This is a genomic window from Delftia sp. PX-1 (assembly GCF_055797465.1).
Genome location: NZ_CP184763.1, coordinates 2,492,429 through 2,509,212, shown reverse-complemented (window position 1 = coordinate 2,509,212; position 16,784 = coordinate 2,492,429). Strand labels below are relative to the sequence as shown.

The following is a 16,784-nucleotide window of genomic DNA, read 5'->3' as shown; positions in this document are numbered from 1 at the left end:
CTCAGGGGATCCAACTTCATTCCAGGAGCTGCCTGAGAACGTACGGCAGGATGCCGCCGTGCTTGTAATAGTCCACCTCGATGGGCGTGTCGATGCGCAGCTTGACCACCACGGTCTGCTTGCTGCCATCGGCACGCGTGATCACCAGCTGGGCCTCGCTTTGCGGTGCCAGGTCGGCGGCGGGAATCACTTCCACGAACTCCTCGCCCGTCAGGCCCAGGGTCTGCCAGCTGTCCGTGCCCAGGAACTGCAGCGGCAGCACGCCCATGCCCACCAGGTTGGAGCGGTGGATGCGCTCGAAGCTGCGCGCCACCACGGCCTTGATGCCCAGCAGCTGCGTGCCCTTGGCGGCCCAGTCGCGGCTCGATCCCGTGCCGTATTCCTCGCCCGCGAAGATCACGGTGGCACGGCCTTCGGCCTGGTACTTCATGGCCGCGTCGTAGATGGGCATCTTGGTGACCTGGCCCGTGCCGTCGCGGTACAGCGTCAGGCCGCCCTCCTCGCGCGAGCCATCGGGCTGCGCGGGAATCATCAGGTTCTTGATGCGCACGTTGGCAAAGGTGCCGCGCATCATCACCTCATGGTTGCCGCGCCGCGAGCCGTAGCTGTTGAAGTCGGCCTTTTGCACGCCGTGGGCCAGCAGCCACTGGCCTGCGGGCGAGCTTTCCTTGATGGAGCCGGCAGGCGAGATGTGGTCGGTGGTGATGGAGTCGCCGAACAGCGCCATCACGCGCGCGCCGTGCACCACGTAGGGGTTGGAGCCTTCGGCGCCAGCAGCACCGGCGGCAGGCGCTTCCAGCTCAAGCCGGAAGCCGTCGAAGAACGGCGGCTCGGCAATGTAGGTGCTCTCGGGCCAGGTATAGGTGGCGCCCATCACGCCGTGGATCTTTTCCCAGAGCTTGCCGGGCTCGGAGCGCACCTTCTCGTAGTTCTCGCGGAAGGCCTTGCCGTTCATGGCGTACTTCATCAGCGCGTGGATCTCTTCGCTGGTCGGCCAGATGTCTCCCAGGTAGATGTCACGGCCGTTCTTGCCCTGGCCCACGGGCTCGGTCATCAGGTCGCGGCGCACCGTGCCGGCAATGGCATAGGCCACGACCAGGGGCGGGCTGGCCAGGAAGTTGGCCTTGATGTTGGGGTGGATGCGCGCCTCGAAGTTGCGGTTGCCCGACAGCACGGCCGCGCAGACCAGGTCGTTGCTGGTGATGGCCTCGTTGAGCTCCGGCGTGAGGTCGCCCGCGTTGCCGATGCAGGTGGTGCAGCCGTAGCCGGCCAGCGCAAAGCCCAGCTTTTCCAGGTAGGGCAACAGGCCAGCTTCGGTCAAATACTCGGTCACCACGCGCGAGCCCGGCGCCAGAGAGGTCTTGATGTGCGGCTGCACCGTGAGCCCGGCCTTCACCGCCTTCTTGGCCAGCAGGCCGGCGGCCAGCATCACGCTGGGGTTGGAGGTGTTGGTGCAGCTGGTGATGGCGGCAATCAGCACGTCGCCGTTGGCGATGCTCAGGCGCTTGGGCGGCGTGGGGGCATCGACCGGCGCCTCGCTGTGAGCGGCCTCCAGCTTGGGCTTGTTGGCCTCCATCTCGGCCAGCGAGCGCTGCGCGCCGGGCGGATGTGCCGGCGTCTCGGGAGCCACCTCGCCCTCGCCGCCACCGCCTACGGGAAAGCTCCGGCCCAGCCGTTCGATCGGCTGGTTGAACCCGTTGTGCGCCGCAGGGGCACTGAACAGCTCATCGAACTTGGACGACACATTGCCCAGCTCAATGCGGTCCTGCGGGCGCTTGGGTCCGGCCAGGCTGGGCGCCACCGTACCCAGGTCCAGGCGCACCACATGCGAGTAGTCGATCTCGCCGGCGGCCGGCACGCCGAACAGTTCCTGCGCGCGGAAATAGCCCTCGAAGGCCTCGATCTCGGCCTTGCTGCGGCCCGTGCCCCTGAAGTAGTCGATGGTTTTTTCATCGACGGGGAAAAAGCCCATGGTGGCGCCGTACTCGGGCGCCATGTTGCCGATGGTGGCGCGGTCGGGCAGCGCCAGGCTGCGCGTGCCTTCGCCGAAGAACTCCACGAACTTGCCCACCACCTTCTCGCGGCGCAGGATCTCGGTCACCGACAGCACCAGGTCGGTGGCCGTCACGCCCTCGCGCAGCTGGCCCGACAGCTCGAAGCCCACCACATCGGGCGTGAGGAAGTACACGGGCTGGCCCAGCATGGCCGCCTCGGCCTCGATGCCGCCCACGCCCCAGCCCACGACGCCGATGCCGTTGATCATGGTCGTGTGGCTGTCCGTGCCCACCAGGGTGTCGGGGTAATGCACGCCGTCCTTGGTCTTGTGCACGCCGCGCGCCAGGTACTCCAGGTTCACCTGGTGGACGATGCCGAAGCCCGGCGGCACCACGCCGAAGGTGTCGAAGGCCTGCATGCCCCACTTCATGAACTGGTAGCGCTCCTTGTTGCGCTGGAACTCCAGCTTCATGTTCAGGTCCAGCGCCTTCTTGGTGCCGAAGTAGTCCACCATGATGGAGTGGTCCACCACCAGGTCCACGGGCACCAGCGGCTCGATGGACTTGGGCTTCTTGCCCAGCCTGGCGGCCGTGCTGCGCATGGCGGCCAGGTCGGCCAGCAGCGGCACGCCCGTGAAATCCTGCAGCACCACGCGCGATACCACGAAGGGGATCTCGTCCACGCGCTCGGCCTGGGGCTTCCAGTTCGCCAGTTGCTCCACATGCTCGCGCGTCACCTTGTTGCCATCGCAGTTGCGCAGCACGGACTCCAGCACGATGCGCAGCGACACGGGCAATCGCCGGACCTGTGGATATTGCCTTGCCAGCTCAGGCAGGGAGAAGAACTTGCCCTTCTTGCCCCCCGCCGCAGCAAAGGTCTTGAGGGTGTTTTCATATTCGTGGCGCATCGTGAGACTCCTGGATGAAACTCTGGGAAGGCACATGCGCGCCGCCTTTTCCGGGCTGCTGGGCATGCACCAAGACTCTGATTTCCATTGTGCCCAGAAGTGCCCGCAGATGCTGTGGTCCATTGGCGATAGTCACACGCGGACAACGCTGTCCACGCGGAAAAAGCGGCAGGCTTTCACAGGGCTGTCATCGAACCGGCCAGCGAAGCCCTGCTGCGCCACAACCCCGCGCACTGCAGATCGCCCAGCGCCACGCCGATGGCCGCCTGGCCCAGCACCCATGCCCAGCCTGCGGGCGCAGGCTCCAGCACGCCGCTGTACAGCACAACCCCGCAGGCCAGGGCCCAGCCGAAGTTGCCGAACACGGCAATGGCCACCAGCCCCCGGCTGCGCGGCATGCGGCACGCGCCCCAGCCAGCCACGCAGGCCCAGGCCAGCAAGAAGCACCCCGTGCCCAGCAGCAGCGCCTGCGGCAACCCCGTGACAACGGCCAGCGGCTGCGCAAAGGCCAGTTGCACCGCACCCGCGGCAGCGCAGCAGATGGCGTCGGCCCACAGAGTGCGGGGCAGGAAACGGGCATGGGAAAACATCGGCATCAGCACTCCTTGTGGATTGCCGGGCATGCACCTCGCAAGCCGGCCCCGCCGATGCTCCGCCGCAACCGCCCCCCGCGTCCATGACCTGCCAGGTCATGCCAGCCCCGCTGGAGCAACTCCAGTCGCTATGCCACAATCCGCACCAGCCCCCTGTTAAGGGGCCGGTGCTTGAAAACACCTTTTCCAAGACTAGCGGTGCAGCCTCCCCGTCAGCGAGGCTTTGTCACGTCTGAATCCTGTATTCGTGGGCGCTTGCCCACGTCTGTGCGATTTCGGGCGGGATGGGGCTCACCGCAAGGCTGCCCGCACGACTAGTCTCGTGTTTTCAACATCCCGCCCACCTGCCTGCGCTTGAAAACGCAACCCGGTGGTCTCAAGCCTCGACTAGGAGCACGGAAGCATGCGCAACGTTTGCCTTTCCACGGCCTCTCTCAATCTTGCAAGGAGAGCCGAGCCATGACACCCAGACCCCCACCAAGCGCCGAGCATTTCACCCAGGTCGTGACCGAGGTGGATCGCCTGGTGCAGCAAGGCTGTGCCGAAATCTCGGCGCTCTCCCGCATGGCCCTGCTGTGGCTGGAAACGCCCGAAACCAGCAACCGCCTGGACGTGCTCGCCAGCGCCCTGCGCACCATCCGCAACAGCGCCGACATGCTGGCCAGCGAAACCAGCGGCGAAGTCGTCGCCGTGGGCTGCTCCCACTACGTCAAAAGCAGCGCAGTCCCCTGAACCCGGCCGAGCGCAGCAAAGGCCCGCACCAGCTCCCCGTATGCCAGCGCCTGCGTCGGGCCGCCTTCTTTGATCTGACCTTTCTTGGCGAATCAAGAAAGGGCAGTCGGCTGCCGGGCCGAGACCCGGCCTCGAAAAACAACGGCCCGGCAGGGTCAAAACAAGCCCGCTGTAGTCATGACATGGCAACACGCGCACCGCCAACCACAGCGCGCGTGCGCCTCAACCCAGTCCACTGCAACTCAGCCAACACCACAACCACCAACGCCTGAGCCAACACCCACGCCCCCCCCCAGGCAGACAACCCCAACCCACCAAACGCCAACAGCGCAACACAGCCCACAGCCCACCCCAAATTCCCCACAACCACCAGCCCGATCAACCGCCGCGGCACAGGCGAGCGCGCCGCCATCCACGCAGCCAGCAGCGCATAGCCCAGCAAAAACCAGCCTGTGGACTGCAGCAGCGCCAGAGGCAACCCCGTCACATCCGACAGCGGCTGCCCCGCCACCAGTTGCAAGGCGCCCGAGGCGGCGCAGGAAGCAGCATCGGCCCACATCACGCGGGGCAGGAAACGGGGGGAAGCGAACATCGACATGGCGAACTCCTTGAGAGCAACAGGCACACACCGTGCATGCCATGGACTGCATGGTCCGCCGCAGGCTGCACAGGGTCGATAACCTCGCAGGTCATGGCCGCCACGCCGGCCCCGCCGCTACGATGCGGGCCATGACCTCCACCGCCCATCCACCGTCCGCGCGCTCGCCCTTCGGCGACCATCTGCGCCACTGGCGCCAGCACCGCCGCCTGAGCCAGCAGGGCCTGGCGCTGGAGGCCGAGATCTCCACGCGCCACCTGAGCTATGTGGAAACCGGCCGCGCCCAGCCCAGCCGCGAGATGGTGCTGCGCCTGGTGGAGCGCCTGGGCGTGCCGCTGCGCGAGCGCAACGCGCTGCTGGTGGCCGCAGGCTATGCGCCCATGTACCAGGCCCGGCCGCTGGACCACCCGGATCTGGCCGCCGCGCGCCAGGCCGTGGACCTGGTGCTCAAGGGCCACGAACCCAATCCCGCCCTGGCCGTGGACCGTCACTGGAACCTGGTGGCCGCCAACGCCATCGTGCCGCTGCTGCTGGCCGGCGTGGCGCCCTGGCTGCTGGAGCCGCCCGTCAATGTGCTGCGCCTGAGCCTGCACCCCGAAGGCCTGGGCCCGCGCCTGGCCAATGCAGCCCATTGGCGCGCGCATCTGCTGCACCGCCTGCAGCAGCAGATTGCCGCCACGTCGGATGCGCAGTTGCAGGCGCTGCACGACGAGATTGCCGCCTACCCGTTCAAGGAAGATGAAGCGGACTCACCACATGGCGCAGCACCTGCCAGTCACATCGCCGTGCCCTTCGCGCTGGACACCGACCATGGCCGGCTGAACTTCATCAGCACCATCACCATCTTCGGCACGCCGGTGGATGTGACGCTGCAGGAGCTGGCCGTGGAGTCGTTCTTTCCGGCGGATGCGCAGACGCAGGAGGTGCTGGGGCGGTTGAGGCAGGCTGCGTAAACCGGAAAGTACAGAGCCAGAAAGCAGCAAAGCCCGCCGAAGCGGGCTTTGCTCATGGAGCCGGATCAGGCCGGACTCAGGCGCTCACGCCCTTGGCCACATCCGCGTACTCTTCGATCTGGTCGAAGTTCATGTAGCGGTAGACGCTGGACTTGTCGGCATCGATCACGCCCATTTCCTTGAGGTATTCCTCCTTGGTGGGCAGCTTGCCCAGGCGCGATGCGATGGCGGCCAGCTCGGCCGAGCCCAGGAACACGTTGGTGTTCTTGCCCAGGCGGTTGGGGAAGTTGCGGGTCGAGGTGGAGATCACCGTCGCGCCTTCGCGGACCTGGGCCTGGTTGCCCATGCACAGCGAGCAGCCCGGCATTTCGGTGCGGGCACCGGCCGTGCCGAAGGCAGCGTAGTGGCCTTCCTTGATCAGCTCGTTCTGGTCCATCTTGGTGGGCGGAGCCACCCACAGCTTGACGGGGATGTCGCGCTGGCCGCCCAGCAGCTTGGCTGCTGCGCGGAAGTGGCCGATGTTGGTCATGCACGAACCGATGAAGGCTTCATCGATCTTGGTGCCGGCCACTTCGGACAGGAACTTGGCGTCATCGGGATCGTTGGGGCAGCAGACGATGGGTTCCTTGATGTCGGCCAGGTCGATCTCGAACACGGCAGCGTATTCGGCGTCCTTGTCGGCTTCGAGCAGGTCGGGCTTGGCCAGCCAGGCTTCGACCTTCTCGATGCGGCGCTGCAGCGTCTTGGCGTCGGCGTAGCCGTCGGCGATCATGTTCTTCATCAGAACGATGTTCGAGGTCAGGTACTCCTTGATCGGCTCGGGGTTGAGCTTGATCGTGCAGCCGGCAGCCGAGCGCTCGGCCGAGGCGTCGGACAGCTCGAAGGCCTGTTCCACCTTCAGGTCGGGCAGGCCTTCGATTTCCAGGATGCGGCCCGAGAAGATGTTCTTCTTGCCGGCCTTGGCCACGGTCAGCGCGCCTGCCTTGATGGCGTACAGGGGAATGGCATGCACCAGGTCACGCAGGGTGACGCCGGGCTGCATTTCGCCCTTGAAGCGCACGAGCACGGACTCAGGCATGTCCAGGGGCATCACGCCCGTGGCGGCGCCGAAGGCCACCAGGCCGGAACCTGCAGGGAAGGAGATGCCGATGGGGAAGCGCGTGTGCGAGTCGCCGCCCGTGCCCACGGTGTCGGGCAGCAGCAGGCGGTTGAGCCAGGAGTGGATCACGCCGTCACCGGGACGCAGGGCCACGCCGCCGCGGTTGCTGATGAAGGCGGGCAGCTCGCGGTGGGTCTTGACGTCCACGGGCTTGGGGTAGGCGGCCGTGTGGCAGAAGGACTGCATGACCATGTCGGCCGAGAAGCCCAGGCAGGCCAGGTCCTTGAGCTCGTCGCGGGTCATGGGGCCGGTGGTGTCCTGCGAACCCACGGTGGTCATGCGCGGCTCGCAGTAGGTACCGGGGCGCACGCCCTGGCCTTCCGGCAGGCCGACGGCGCGGCCGACCATCTTCTGGGCCAGCGTGAAGCCGGCGTTCGAAGCAGCGGGCGCCTGAGGCAGGCGGAACACGGTGGAGGCAGACAGGCCCAGGAATTCGCGGGCCTTGGCGGTCAGCGAACGGCCGATGATCAGGTTGATGCGGCCGCCGGCGCGCACTTCGTCGAACAGCACGTCGCTCTTGAGCTGGAACTCGGCGACGGTCTCGCCGTTCTTGACCAGCTTGCCGTCATAGGGCAGCACGTCGATGACGTCGCCCATCTCCAGCTTGGAGACGTCCACTTCGATGGGCAGCGAGCCGGAGTCTTCCTGCGTGTTGAAGAAGATGGGGGCGATCTTGCCGCCCAGGGTCACGCCGCCGAAGCGCTTGTTGGGCACGAAGGGGATGTCCTGGCCCGTGGCCCAGACGATGGAGTTGGTGGCCGACTTGCGCGAGGAGCCGGTGCCGACCACGTCGCCCACGTAGGCGACCAGGTGGCCCTTCTTCTTGAGGTCGTCGATGAACTGCATCGGGCCGCGCTTGCCGTCTTCCTCGGGCTTGAAGGCCGCGTCGGGACGGGTGTTCTTGAGCATGGCCAGGTAGTGCAGCGGGATGTCCGGACGGCTCCAGGCATCGGGTGCGGGCGACAGGTCGTCGGTGTTGGTCTCGCCGGGCACCTTGAAGACGGTGACGGTGATCTTCTTGTCCACTTCGGGGCGCGAGGTAAACCACTCAGCGTCAGCCCAGCTCTGCATGACTTCCTGGGCCTTGGCGTTGCCGGCCTTGGCCTTGGTGGCCACGTCGTTGAAGAAGTCGAACATCAGCAGCGTCTTCTTCAGCGCATCGGCAGCGACGCCGGCGACTTCGGCGTCGTCCAGCAGCTCGATCAGGGGATGCACGTTGTAGCCGCCCACCATGGTGCCCAGCAGCTCGGTGGCCTTGGCCTTGGAGATGAGAGCCACCTGGATGTCACCGTGGGCCACGGCTGCCAGGAAGCTGGCCTTGACCTTGGCGGCATCGTCCACGCCCGGAGGAACGCGGTGCGTGAGCAGGTCGAGCAGGAAGGCGTCCTCGCCAGCGGGCGGGTTCTTGATCAGCTCGATCAGTTCGGCAACCTGCTTGGCATCCAGCGGCAGCGGGGGGATACCGAGCGCGGCGCGTTCGGCCACGTGGTCACGGTAGGCTTTCAACATGATTCTCTCTCCATGGTTTTCTAAAGTGGGGCTGCTTGCGGGACGCTCAGGTCCGGGCCTGGATTACTGGCCGGCGGGCTTGGGTGCTTCCAGCAGGCTGGGAGGCGGGTTCTTCTTGATGGCCTCGGCCACCTGAAGCTGGTCAGGGCTCATGCATTCGTCGGCCAGGCGCTGGCCGACCTTCTGGTTCATGAGCATGGACTTGTTGGCGATCTGCAGCCAGACGGCGCCGGCATGCTTGTCTTCCAGGCGCACGGTGCCGGTCGAGGTCTTGACGGGCGCCATGTGGTACTTGAAGCCCTTGCCGTCGATGTTGAAGTAGCCGGGGTTGGACTGGTCGGCCGTCACATTGACGAAGGCGCCCAGCTCGCAGGGAATGCGGCCGGTGTGCACGCGCTCCGAGATGGCCAGGTCTTCGGCGGACAGCGGCTGCTGGGCAGCAGCTGCCACGGCCGCCGCACCGCCGACTGCGGCAGCGCCGGCAGCGGCCTTGGCCGCGGTGGCCTTCTTGGCGGGAGCCTTCTTGACCGCAGGCTTGGCGGCGGCCTTGGCCGGAGCCTTCTTGGCAGGTTCGGCGGCGCTGGCGCCCAGGCCCATGGCCAGCAAGGGGGCTGCGATCAGGATGGAGGCGATAGCTGTCTTCATACGTTGGGCTCCTGCAAATTCCCGGTGTGGGCTAAGCAAGTGATTCTGATGCAAACCAGGGCTGCACCTGCGGGGGCAGCGCCTGGCCGGTCTGGTGGGCACGTGTGAGCAACTGCCAGAAATAGCGGTAGCTCGCCCGGTCATGTAATACACCATCCACGCTGACGGGCGCCCAGTCGGCGGCCTCCGCGGCGGTAAGTATTTGTGCGGCCTGCGCCACTTCGTCGGCCTGGGGCGCGAAGGCGGCGAGGATGGGACGGATCTGGTCCGGGTGGATGCTCCACATGCGGGTATAGCCGAGCCGCCGTGACGCCTGTGTGGCAGCGGCCTGCAGCGCCTGTGGATTCCTGAACTCGGTGACCACGCAGTGCGAAGGCACCTTGCCGTGCGCGTGGCAGGCAGCTGCGATCTCCAGCTTGGCACGCACGACCAGCGGATGGTCGAACTGGCCGGCCGAGCCCATGGCCGAGGCGGGAATCGCGCCGCCATGGGCCGAGACGAAGTCCATCAGGCCGAAGGAAATGCTCTGCACGCGCGGGTGTGCGGCGATGTCGAAGGCACGGTGCACGGCGGCGGGCGACTCGATGAGCACATGCAGCGGCAGTTCGCGGCAGCCCAGTCGGCCCAGATGCCGCTCGGCCAGCAGCACGTCGTCCACGCTTTCCACCTTGGGCAGCATGAGGTGGCACAGGCGGTCGCCGGCTTCGCCGACGATGATGTCCAGGTCCTGCGCGAAGCTGGCGTGGTCCACGGCATGCACGCGCGCAGCCACGCGGGCACCGGGCGTGGCATCACGCACCAGCGAGGCCACCAGGCGCGCATGGGCGGCCTCCTGGCCCACGGGGGCGCCGTCCTCGCAGTCCAGCGTGACGTCGAACACGCAGGTGCCGAACTCGGCCATCATCTCGGCCTGCAGCTGCAGGCTCTTGCGCATGCGCACTTCCACGCCGCTGTAGTGGTCGCAGACGGGCAGGTGCAGGGCACCGCCCTGCGCATCGAGCAGCACCTGGGCCGGGTGTGCGCGAGAGGGTGTGGACGTGGCGGCGGTCATGGCTTGCGCTGGGCGACGATGAACAGGCGGGGGAAGGCCAGCAGGCGCCGGCCGTCGGCGCGCACGCCGTAGGCGGCGTCCACGCGGTTTTCGTATTCGGTGAGAAAGTCGGCCTGCAGGGCTTCGGGCAGGCCTTCGACGAAGGGCTTGAGGCCGGTGCCGCGCAGCCACTGGACGATGGCGCCGGCCGAGTCCATGGGATGCTGGTAGACGGTGTGCCAGACATCGACGGCGCCGGCCTCGACGCCGGCCTGCTCCTGCGGTCCGGCCAGCAGGTCGTAGTAGCTGCGGATGGGCAGGATGTCGGCCCGCACCTTGGCGGCATCGCCGATGTAGGCGGCAAACTTGGGCAGGCTGGCAATCTCGCGCATCACGCGGTGCGTGGCTTCCTGCCGGTTGTCGGGCATCTGTATCGCCAGCACGCCCCCTGGCGCCAGTTGGGCGAACAGGCGGGGTATCAGCGTTTCATGCTCCCCCACCCACTGGAGGGAGGCATTGGCATAAATCAGGTCGGGAGCGCTCTCGCCGGGGGCGGGCGTCCAGGAAGCAATGTCGGCCAGCGCGAAGCGGGCCTCAGGCAGATGCTGGCGCGCGGTGGCCAGCATCGCCTGGGAGTTGTCTATGCCGGTGATCGTGGCACCGGCATAGCGCTGTGCAAGCAGCTCGGTGGAATTGCCCGGCCCGCATCCCAGGTCCACCACATGGCGGGCCTGGGCCAAGGGCACACGCGCCAGCAGCTCGGCTGCGGGGCGCGTACGCTCATTGGCGAAACGCAGGTAAAGCGCGGGATTCCAGTCGAGCATGGCTTACCGGCGGCTTACAGCAGGTGCTTGACGCCGTCCTGTTCGCCTTGCAGCTCGGCCAGGGTCTTGTCGATGCACTCTTGCGAGAAGGCGTCGATTTCCAGGCCTTCGACGATCTTGTACTCGCCGTTCTCGGTGGTGACCGGGAAGCCGAAGACGATGCCGGCGGGGATGCCGTATTCGCCGTTGGAGGGCACGCCCATGGTGACCCATTCGCCGCCCGAGCCCAGGGCCCAGTCGCGCATGTGGTCGATGGCGGCGTTGGCAGCCGAGGCAGCCGAGGACAGGCCACGAGCGGCAATGATGGCGGCGCCACGCTTGCCGACGGTGGGCAGGAACACGTCCTTGTTCCAGGCCTGGTCGTTGATCTTGGCCTTGACGCTTTCACCGTTGACGGTGGCGAAGCGGTAGTCGGCGTACATCGTGGGCGAGTGATTGCCCCAGACGGTCAGCTTGCGGATGTCGCCGACCTTGAAACCGGCCTTGGCAGCCAGCTGCGATGCAGCGCGGTTGTGGTCCAGGCGCAGCATGGCGGTGAAGTTCTTGGCCGGCAGGTCCGGAGCCGACTTCATGGCGATGTAGGCGTTGGTGTTGGCGGGGTTGCCGACGACCAGCACCTTCACGTTGCGCGAGGCCACGGCGTTCAGCGCCTTGCCCTGGGCCGTGAAGATCTGTGCGTTGGCAGCCAGCAGGTCGGCGCGTTCCATGCCGGGGCCGCGGGGACGCGCGCCGACCAGCAGGGCGTAGTCGGTGTCCTTGAAGGCTTGCAGGGGGTCGGAGTGGGCTTCGATGCCGGCCAGCAGGGGGAAGGCGCAGTCTTCGAGTTCCATGATCACGCCCTTGAGCGCGTTCTGGGCCTTCTCGTCGGGAATCTCCAGCAGTTGCAGAATGACGGGCTGGTCCTTACCCAGCATTTCGCCGGAGGCGATGCGAAACAGCAGGGCGTAACCAATTTGACCGGCGGCACCGGTGACGGCGACACGAACGGGCTTCTTGCTCATGATGAAACTCCAGGGATGGGGAAAAAATCAGGTGTTATCGGCGCCAGGTCGCACCAGCGTCAGAAACCAGCAGCCCGTGCTCCGCAAACAACGCGAAAGTGTACTCCCGATTTCGGAGCCCGGTCAATTTGTCTTATGTCTTATATAAGATATGATCGACGTCTGTTTCCAAGTCTTTCATCTGCGTCGCCGGGAGCCTCCCCACCCCGAACTTTCCCATGCCAGCCCTGCCTCCCCTCGCCTCTGAAACCGCCGCTGCCACCATCGGCGCGGGTGCATCGACCCCGGCCTTCAGCCCGCTGTACCAGCAGATCAAGGGACTGATACTGCAAAGCCTTGAAGCAGGCGAATGGCGGCCCGGCGAGCTGATCCCCAGCGAGATGGAGCTGGCGGCGCGCTTTCGCGTGAGCCAGGGCACGGTGCGCAAGGCCATCGACGAGCTGGCCGCGGAGAACCTGGTGATGCGCCGCCAGGGCAAGGGCACCTTCGTGGCCACCCACGCGGCCCAGCATGTGCAGTACCGCTTCCTCAAGCTGCAGCCCGACGCCGGCGACCAGCAGGGCGAGGGCCGTGCCGAGCGCCGCATCATCGACTGCCGGCGCCTGCGCGCATCGGCCGACGTGGCGCGCGGCCTGGCGCTGCGCAGCGGCGATGCCGTGATGCACGTGCGCCGCGTGCTGTCGTTCTCCGCAATCCCGACCATTTTGGAAGACATCTGGCTGCCGGGCCACGCCTTCAAGGGCCTGACCGCCGAGCAGATGTCCGCCTACCAGGGCCCCACCTACGCCATGTTCGAGCTGGACTACGGCGTGCGCATGGTGCGCGCCGACGAAAAGATCCGCGCCGTCCTGCCCGAGGCCGAACAGGCCCTGCTGCTGGACGTGCCCAGCACCACGCCCCTGCTGAGCGTGGAGCGCACCGCTTACACATACAACGATGTTCCCATGGAGTTACGCCGCGGCCTGTACCGCACCGACACCCATCACTACCGCAACGCGTTGAGCTGAACGATCCGTTCCCCAGAGAAGCGGGCGAAAATACGCAATTCCCAGCAAAGCTGTTTTTATTGCATTGCAATAGAATTTTGCATCGCCGCCCCTGAGCGATTACGAAGCAGTTACATCCACGAAAGTACCCTGCCATGACTGAGCAAGCCAAAAAGCGGCCAGAGTTCCGCAACATCAACTTCTTCAAGGACCTCCCCACCTACCGGTTGCCGCCGGCCGGCATCGTGTCCATCCTGCACCGCATCAGCGGCCTGCTGATGTTCATCCTGCTGCCTTTCATCCTGTGGATGATGGACATGTCGCTGACCTCGGAGATCTCCTTCGACGGCTTCACCTCGGTTTTCGCGGGTCCCTTCGGATGGTTCCTCAAGCTCGTGTGCCTGGCATTGATCTGGGCCTACCTGCACCACTTCTGCGCCGGCCTGCGCCACCTGTTCATGGACGTGAACCACCATGCGGTCAACAAGCAGTTCGGCAAGACCTCCGCCCTGGTGGTGCTGGTGCTGAGCGTGGGCCTGACCCTGATCCTGGGCGCCAAGCTGTTCGGCCTGTACTGATAGACGATCTCCCCTCACGATAAGGAAAAAGAACCATGTCCGTGAATTACGGCTCCAAGCGCACCGTGGTCGGTGCGCACTACGGCATCCGCGACTGGATGGTGCAGCGCGTCACCGGCGTGCTGATGGCACTGTTCACCATCGTGCTGCTGGCCAAGCTGATCTTCAGCACCGGCTCCGTCGGCTATGACCTGTGGGCCGGCATCTTTGCCCCGCAGTGGATGAAGTTCCTGACCTTCGCCGTGATCGTCTCGCTGGCCTGGCACGTCTGGGTCGGCGTGCGCGACATCTGGATGGACTACGTCAAGCCCGTGGGCCTGCGCCTGGTGCTGAACGTTTTCACCCTGGTCTGGCTGGTCGGCTGCGCCGGCTGGGGCATCCAGATCCTGTGGCGTATCTGATAGAGACTCGGTCTCCACGATTGAAGGTTAAGAATGAGCTACTCCAAAGCAAACATCACCAAGCGCAAGTTTGACGTCGTCATCGTCGGCGCTGGCGGCTCCGGCCTGCGTGCCGCGCTGGAACTGTCGCGCGCCGGCCTGTCCGTGGCCTCGCTGTCCAAGGTCTTCCCCACGCGCTCGCACACCGTGGCCGCGCAAGGCGGCGTGTCCGCTTCGCTGGGCAACATGAGCGAGGACAACTGGCACTACCACTTCTACGACACCATCAAGGGCTCCGACTGGCTCGGCGACCAGGATGCGATCGAGTTCATGTGCCGCGAAGCGCCCAACGTCGTGATCGAGCTGGAACACTTCGGCATGCCGTTCGACCGCAACCCCGACGGCACCATCTACCAGCGCCCCTTCGGCGGCCACACGGCCAACTACGGTGAAAAGCCCGTGCAGCGCGCCTGCGCCGCGGCCGACCGTACCGGCCACGCCATGCTGCACACGCTGTACCAGCAGAACGTCAAGTCCAAGACCAACTTCTTCGTGGAGTGGATGGCGCTGGACCTGATCCGCAACACCCAGGGCGACGTGGTCGGCGTGACCGCCATCGAACTGGAAACCGGCGACCTGTACGAGCTGCACGCCAAGGCCGTGCTGCTGGCCACGGGTGGCGCTGGCCGCATCTTCCAGGCATCGACCAATGCCTTCATCAACACCGGCGACGGCCTGGGCATGGCTGCACGCGCAGGCATCCCGCTGCAGGACATGGAGTTCTGGCAGTTCCACCCCACCGGCGTGGCCGGCGCGGGCGTGCTGCTGACCGAAGGCTGCCGTGGCGAAGGCGCCATCCTGCTCAACAGCGAAGGCGAACGCTTCATGGAGCGCTACGCTCCCACGCTGAAGGATCTGGCACCGCGTGACTTCGTGTCCCGCTCCATGGACCAGGAAATCAAGGAAGGCCGTGGCTGTGGTCCCAACAAGGACTACATCCTGATGAAGCTGGACCACCTGGGTGCAGACACCATCCGCAAGCGCCTGCCTTCGGTGGAGGAGATCGGCCACAACTTCGCCAACGTGGACATCACCAAGGAACCGATTCCCGTGGTGCCCACCATCCACTACCAGATGGGCGGCATTCCCACCAACATCAACGGCCAGGTCGTGGTGTGGGACGGCCAGCAGAACAACGTGGTCAATGGCCTGTATGCCGTGGGCGAATGCTCGTGCGTGTCGGTGCACGGCGCCAACCGCCTGGGCACGAACTCGCTGCTGGACCTGCTGGTCTTCGGCAAGTCGGCCGGCAAGCACATCGTGCAGTTCGTCAACGGCTTCGGTGACCACAAGGCCGTGCCGGCCGATGGCTCCGAGCGCACGCTCACGCGCCTGAACCAGCTCGACGACTCCAAGGAAGGCACCTACGCCCAGGACCTGGCTGGCGACATCCGCGCCACGATGCAGCAGCATGCCGGCGTGTTCCGCACGCAAAAGAGCATGGACGAAGGCGAAGTCAAGATCAACGCCATCCGCGAACGCGTGGGCTCCGTGACCCTCAAGGACAAGTCCAAGGTCTGGAACACCGCCCGCATGGAAGCGCTGGAAGTGGACAACCTGATCGAAGTGGCCCAGGCCACCATGATCTCGGCCGCTGCCCGCCACGAATGCCGCGGCGCCCACACCGTGTACGACTACGAGCATCCTGCCGACCACGCCGAGTTCCCGCTGGGCCGCAATGACAAGGAATGGCTCAAGCACACCCTGTGGTACAGCGCCACCAACAGCCTGGACTACAAGCCCGTGAACCTGAAGCCCCTCACGGTGGACAGCGTGCCGCCCAAGGTCCGCACGTTCTAATCCAGCAGCCCACGAGAGAACAGACAAATGAAGCGCACTTTCAAGATCTACCGCTACGACCCGGACAAGGATGCCAAGCCCTACATGCAGACCGTCGAGGTCGAGCTGGACGGCCACGAGCGCATGCTGCTGGACGCCCTGGTCAAGCTCAAGGAGATGGACCCCTCCATCTCGTTCCGCCGCTCCTGCCGCGAAGGCGTGTGCGGCTCGGACGCGATGAACATCAATGGCAAGAACGGCCTGGCCTGCCTGACGAACATGAAGACCCTGCAGGGCGACATCGTTCTCAAGCCCCTGCCCGGCCTGCCCGTGATCCGCGACCTGATCGTGGACATGACGCAGTTCTTCAAGCAGTACCACTCGATCAAGCCGTACCTGCAGAACGACAGCTTCGCGTCTCCCACCAAGGAACGCCTGCAGTCGCCTGAAGAGCGCGAAGAGCTCAACGGCCTGTACGAGTGCATTCTGTGCGCCAGCTGCTCCACCAGCTGCCCCAGCTTCTGGTGGAACCCCGACAAGTTCGTGGGCCCGGCCGGCCTGCTGCAGGCCTACCGCTTCATCGCGGACAGCCGCGACGAGGCCACGGGTGACCGCCTTGACAACCTGGAAGATCCGTACCGCCTCTTCCGTTGCCACACCATCATGAACTGCGTGGACGTGTGCCCCAAGCACCTGAACCCCACGCAGGCCATTGGCAAGATCAAGGAACTGATGGTCCGCCGGGCCATCTGATGACCATGACGAATACTCTGCTCGACGAACGCGAGCGAGACCTGCTGCGCTGGCGCTGCCGGCGCGGCCTGGTCGAGAACGACCTGTTCATCGCGCAGTTCTTCGCCACCTACGGAGACCAGCTCACGCGGAGACACGCGAGCGGTCTGTCTGCCTTGATGGACCTGGCAGACAACGACCTGATGGACCTCTTCTTGCGCCGCAAGGAGCCTGAAGGTGAACTCGATACCCAAGAAATCAGGGAAGTTCTGGAACTGGTGCGCAAGCGCAAGCCCGGTTCTCTCCCGCTAGTAGGCTAGGCA

The 16,784-nt window shown here is 65.7% G+C and carries 16 protein-coding genes; 8 read left to right on the top strand and 8 right to left on the bottom strand.

The features are described 5' to 3' along the window. Positions 1-16 precede the first annotated feature (16 nt). The gene (locus ACN20X_RS11515; RefSeq protein WP_473210620.1) at positions 17-2,902 is read right to left on the bottom strand and encodes an aconitate hydratase; all 2,886 of its coding nucleotides are present in this window, start codon (positions 2,900-2,902) and stop codon (positions 17-19) included. Positions 2,903-3,078: 176 nt separating this feature from the next. After that, positions 3,079-3,498 (bottom strand): hypothetical protein, encoded by a 420-nt coding sequence (locus tag ACN20X_RS11510; RefSeq protein WP_016450208.1) that lies wholly within the window; start codon positions 3,496-3,498, stop codon positions 3,079-3,081. 456 nt (positions 3,499-3,954) lie between these two features. Here ACN20X_RS11510 and ACN20X_RS11505 point away from each other — a divergent pair, with 456 nt between their 5' ends. Beyond that, complete coding sequence (locus ACN20X_RS11505) at positions 3,955-4,227, top strand: hypothetical protein (protein ID WP_151020822.1); 273 nt, start codon at positions 3,955-3,957, stop codon at positions 4,225-4,227. A gap of 175 nt (positions 4,228-4,402) precedes the next feature. On the opposite strand, the gene ACN20X_RS11500 is transcribed toward ACN20X_RS11505, so the two are convergent. Beyond that, on the bottom strand, positions 4,403-4,825 hold the full coding sequence (locus ACN20X_RS11500; RefSeq protein ID WP_473210619.1) for a hypothetical protein: 423 nt from the start codon (positions 4,823-4,825) through the stop codon (positions 4,403-4,405). 131 nt (positions 4,826-4,956) lie between these two features. Here ACN20X_RS11500 and ACN20X_RS11495 point away from each other — a divergent pair, with 131 nt between their 5' ends. After that, positions 4,957-5,778 carry a helix-turn-helix domain-containing protein gene (locus tag ACN20X_RS11495; RefSeq protein ID WP_074923101.1) on the top strand — a complete coding sequence of 274 codons (822 nt, stop codon included), beginning with the start codon at positions 4,957-4,959 and terminating at the stop codon, positions 5,776-5,778. A gap of 76 nt (positions 5,779-5,854) precedes the next feature. On the opposite strand, the gene acnB is transcribed toward ACN20X_RS11495, so the two are convergent. The 5 genes from acnB to ACN20X_RS11470 form a co-directional block, all read right to left on the bottom strand. Next, positions 5,855-8,446, bottom strand: a complete 2,592-nt coding sequence (gene acnB, locus ACN20X_RS11490; protein WP_016450204.1) for a bifunctional aconitate hydratase 2/2-methylisocitrate dehydratase — start codon at positions 8,444-8,446, stop codon at positions 5,855-5,857. A 63-nt stretch (positions 8,447-8,509) separates the two neighbouring features. Then, entirely contained in the window at positions 8,510-9,091 is a 582-nt protein-coding gene (locus ACN20X_RS11485; RefSeq protein WP_016450203.1) for a hypothetical protein, read from the bottom strand. Between the two features lie 31 nt (positions 9,092-9,122). Next, positions 9,123-10,142 carry an HpcH/HpaI aldolase/citrate lyase family protein gene (locus ACN20X_RS11480; protein ID WP_074923100.1) on the bottom strand — a complete coding sequence of 340 codons (1,020 nt, stop codon included), beginning with the start codon at positions 10,140-10,142 and terminating at the stop codon, positions 9,123-9,125. Then, positions 10,139-10,945 (bottom strand): trans-aconitate 2-methyltransferase, encoded by an 807-nt coding sequence (tam, locus tag ACN20X_RS11475; protein ID WP_013803434.1) that lies wholly within the window; start codon positions 10,943-10,945, stop codon positions 10,139-10,141. The genes ACN20X_RS11480 and tam overlap by 4 nt, the downstream gene beginning before the upstream one ends. Positions 10,946-10,959: 14 nt before the next feature. After that, positions 10,960-11,946 (bottom strand): malate dehydrogenase, encoded by a 987-nt coding sequence (locus ACN20X_RS11470; RefSeq protein ID WP_012204349.1) that lies wholly within the window; start codon positions 11,944-11,946, stop codon positions 10,960-10,962. A 218-nt stretch (positions 11,947-12,164) separates the two neighbouring features. On the opposite strand from ACN20X_RS11470, the gene ACN20X_RS11465 reads away from it, so the two are divergent. The 6 genes from ACN20X_RS11465 (at position 12,165) to ACN20X_RS11440 (ending at position 16,781) form a co-directional block, all read left to right on the top strand. Next, complete coding sequence (locus ACN20X_RS11465; protein WP_016450201.1) at positions 12,165-12,953, top strand: GntR family transcriptional regulator; 789 nt, start codon at positions 12,165-12,167, stop codon at positions 12,951-12,953. A 134-nt stretch (positions 12,954-13,087) separates the two neighbouring features. Beyond that, the gene (gene sdhC / locus ACN20X_RS11460) at positions 13,088-13,510 is read left to right on the top strand and encodes a succinate dehydrogenase, cytochrome b556 subunit (protein WP_016450200.1); all 423 of its coding nucleotides are present in this window, start codon (positions 13,088-13,090) and stop codon (positions 13,508-13,510) included. A gap of 35 nt (positions 13,511-13,545) precedes the next feature. Then, positions 13,546-13,911 (top strand): succinate dehydrogenase, hydrophobic membrane anchor protein, encoded by a 366-nt coding sequence (gene sdhD, locus ACN20X_RS11455; RefSeq protein WP_012204346.1) that lies wholly within the window; start codon positions 13,546-13,548, stop codon positions 13,909-13,911. Positions 13,912-13,944: 33 nt separating this feature from the next. Beyond that, a complete protein-coding gene (gene sdhA, locus ACN20X_RS11450) occupies positions 13,945-15,750 on the top strand; it encodes a succinate dehydrogenase flavoprotein subunit (RefSeq protein WP_012204345.1) in 1,806 nt (601 codons plus the stop codon). A 27-nt stretch (positions 15,751-15,777) separates the two neighbouring features. Further along, complete coding sequence (locus tag ACN20X_RS11445; RefSeq protein WP_012204344.1) at positions 15,778-16,482, top strand: succinate dehydrogenase iron-sulfur subunit; 705 nt, start codon at positions 15,778-15,780, stop codon at positions 16,480-16,482. Then, a complete protein-coding gene (locus tag ACN20X_RS11440) occupies positions 16,482-16,781 on the top strand; it encodes an FAD assembly factor SdhE (RefSeq protein ID WP_012204343.1) in 300 nt (99 codons plus the stop codon). The genes ACN20X_RS11445 and ACN20X_RS11440 overlap by 1 nt, the downstream gene beginning before the upstream one ends. Positions 16,782-16,784 lie beyond the last annotated feature (3 nt).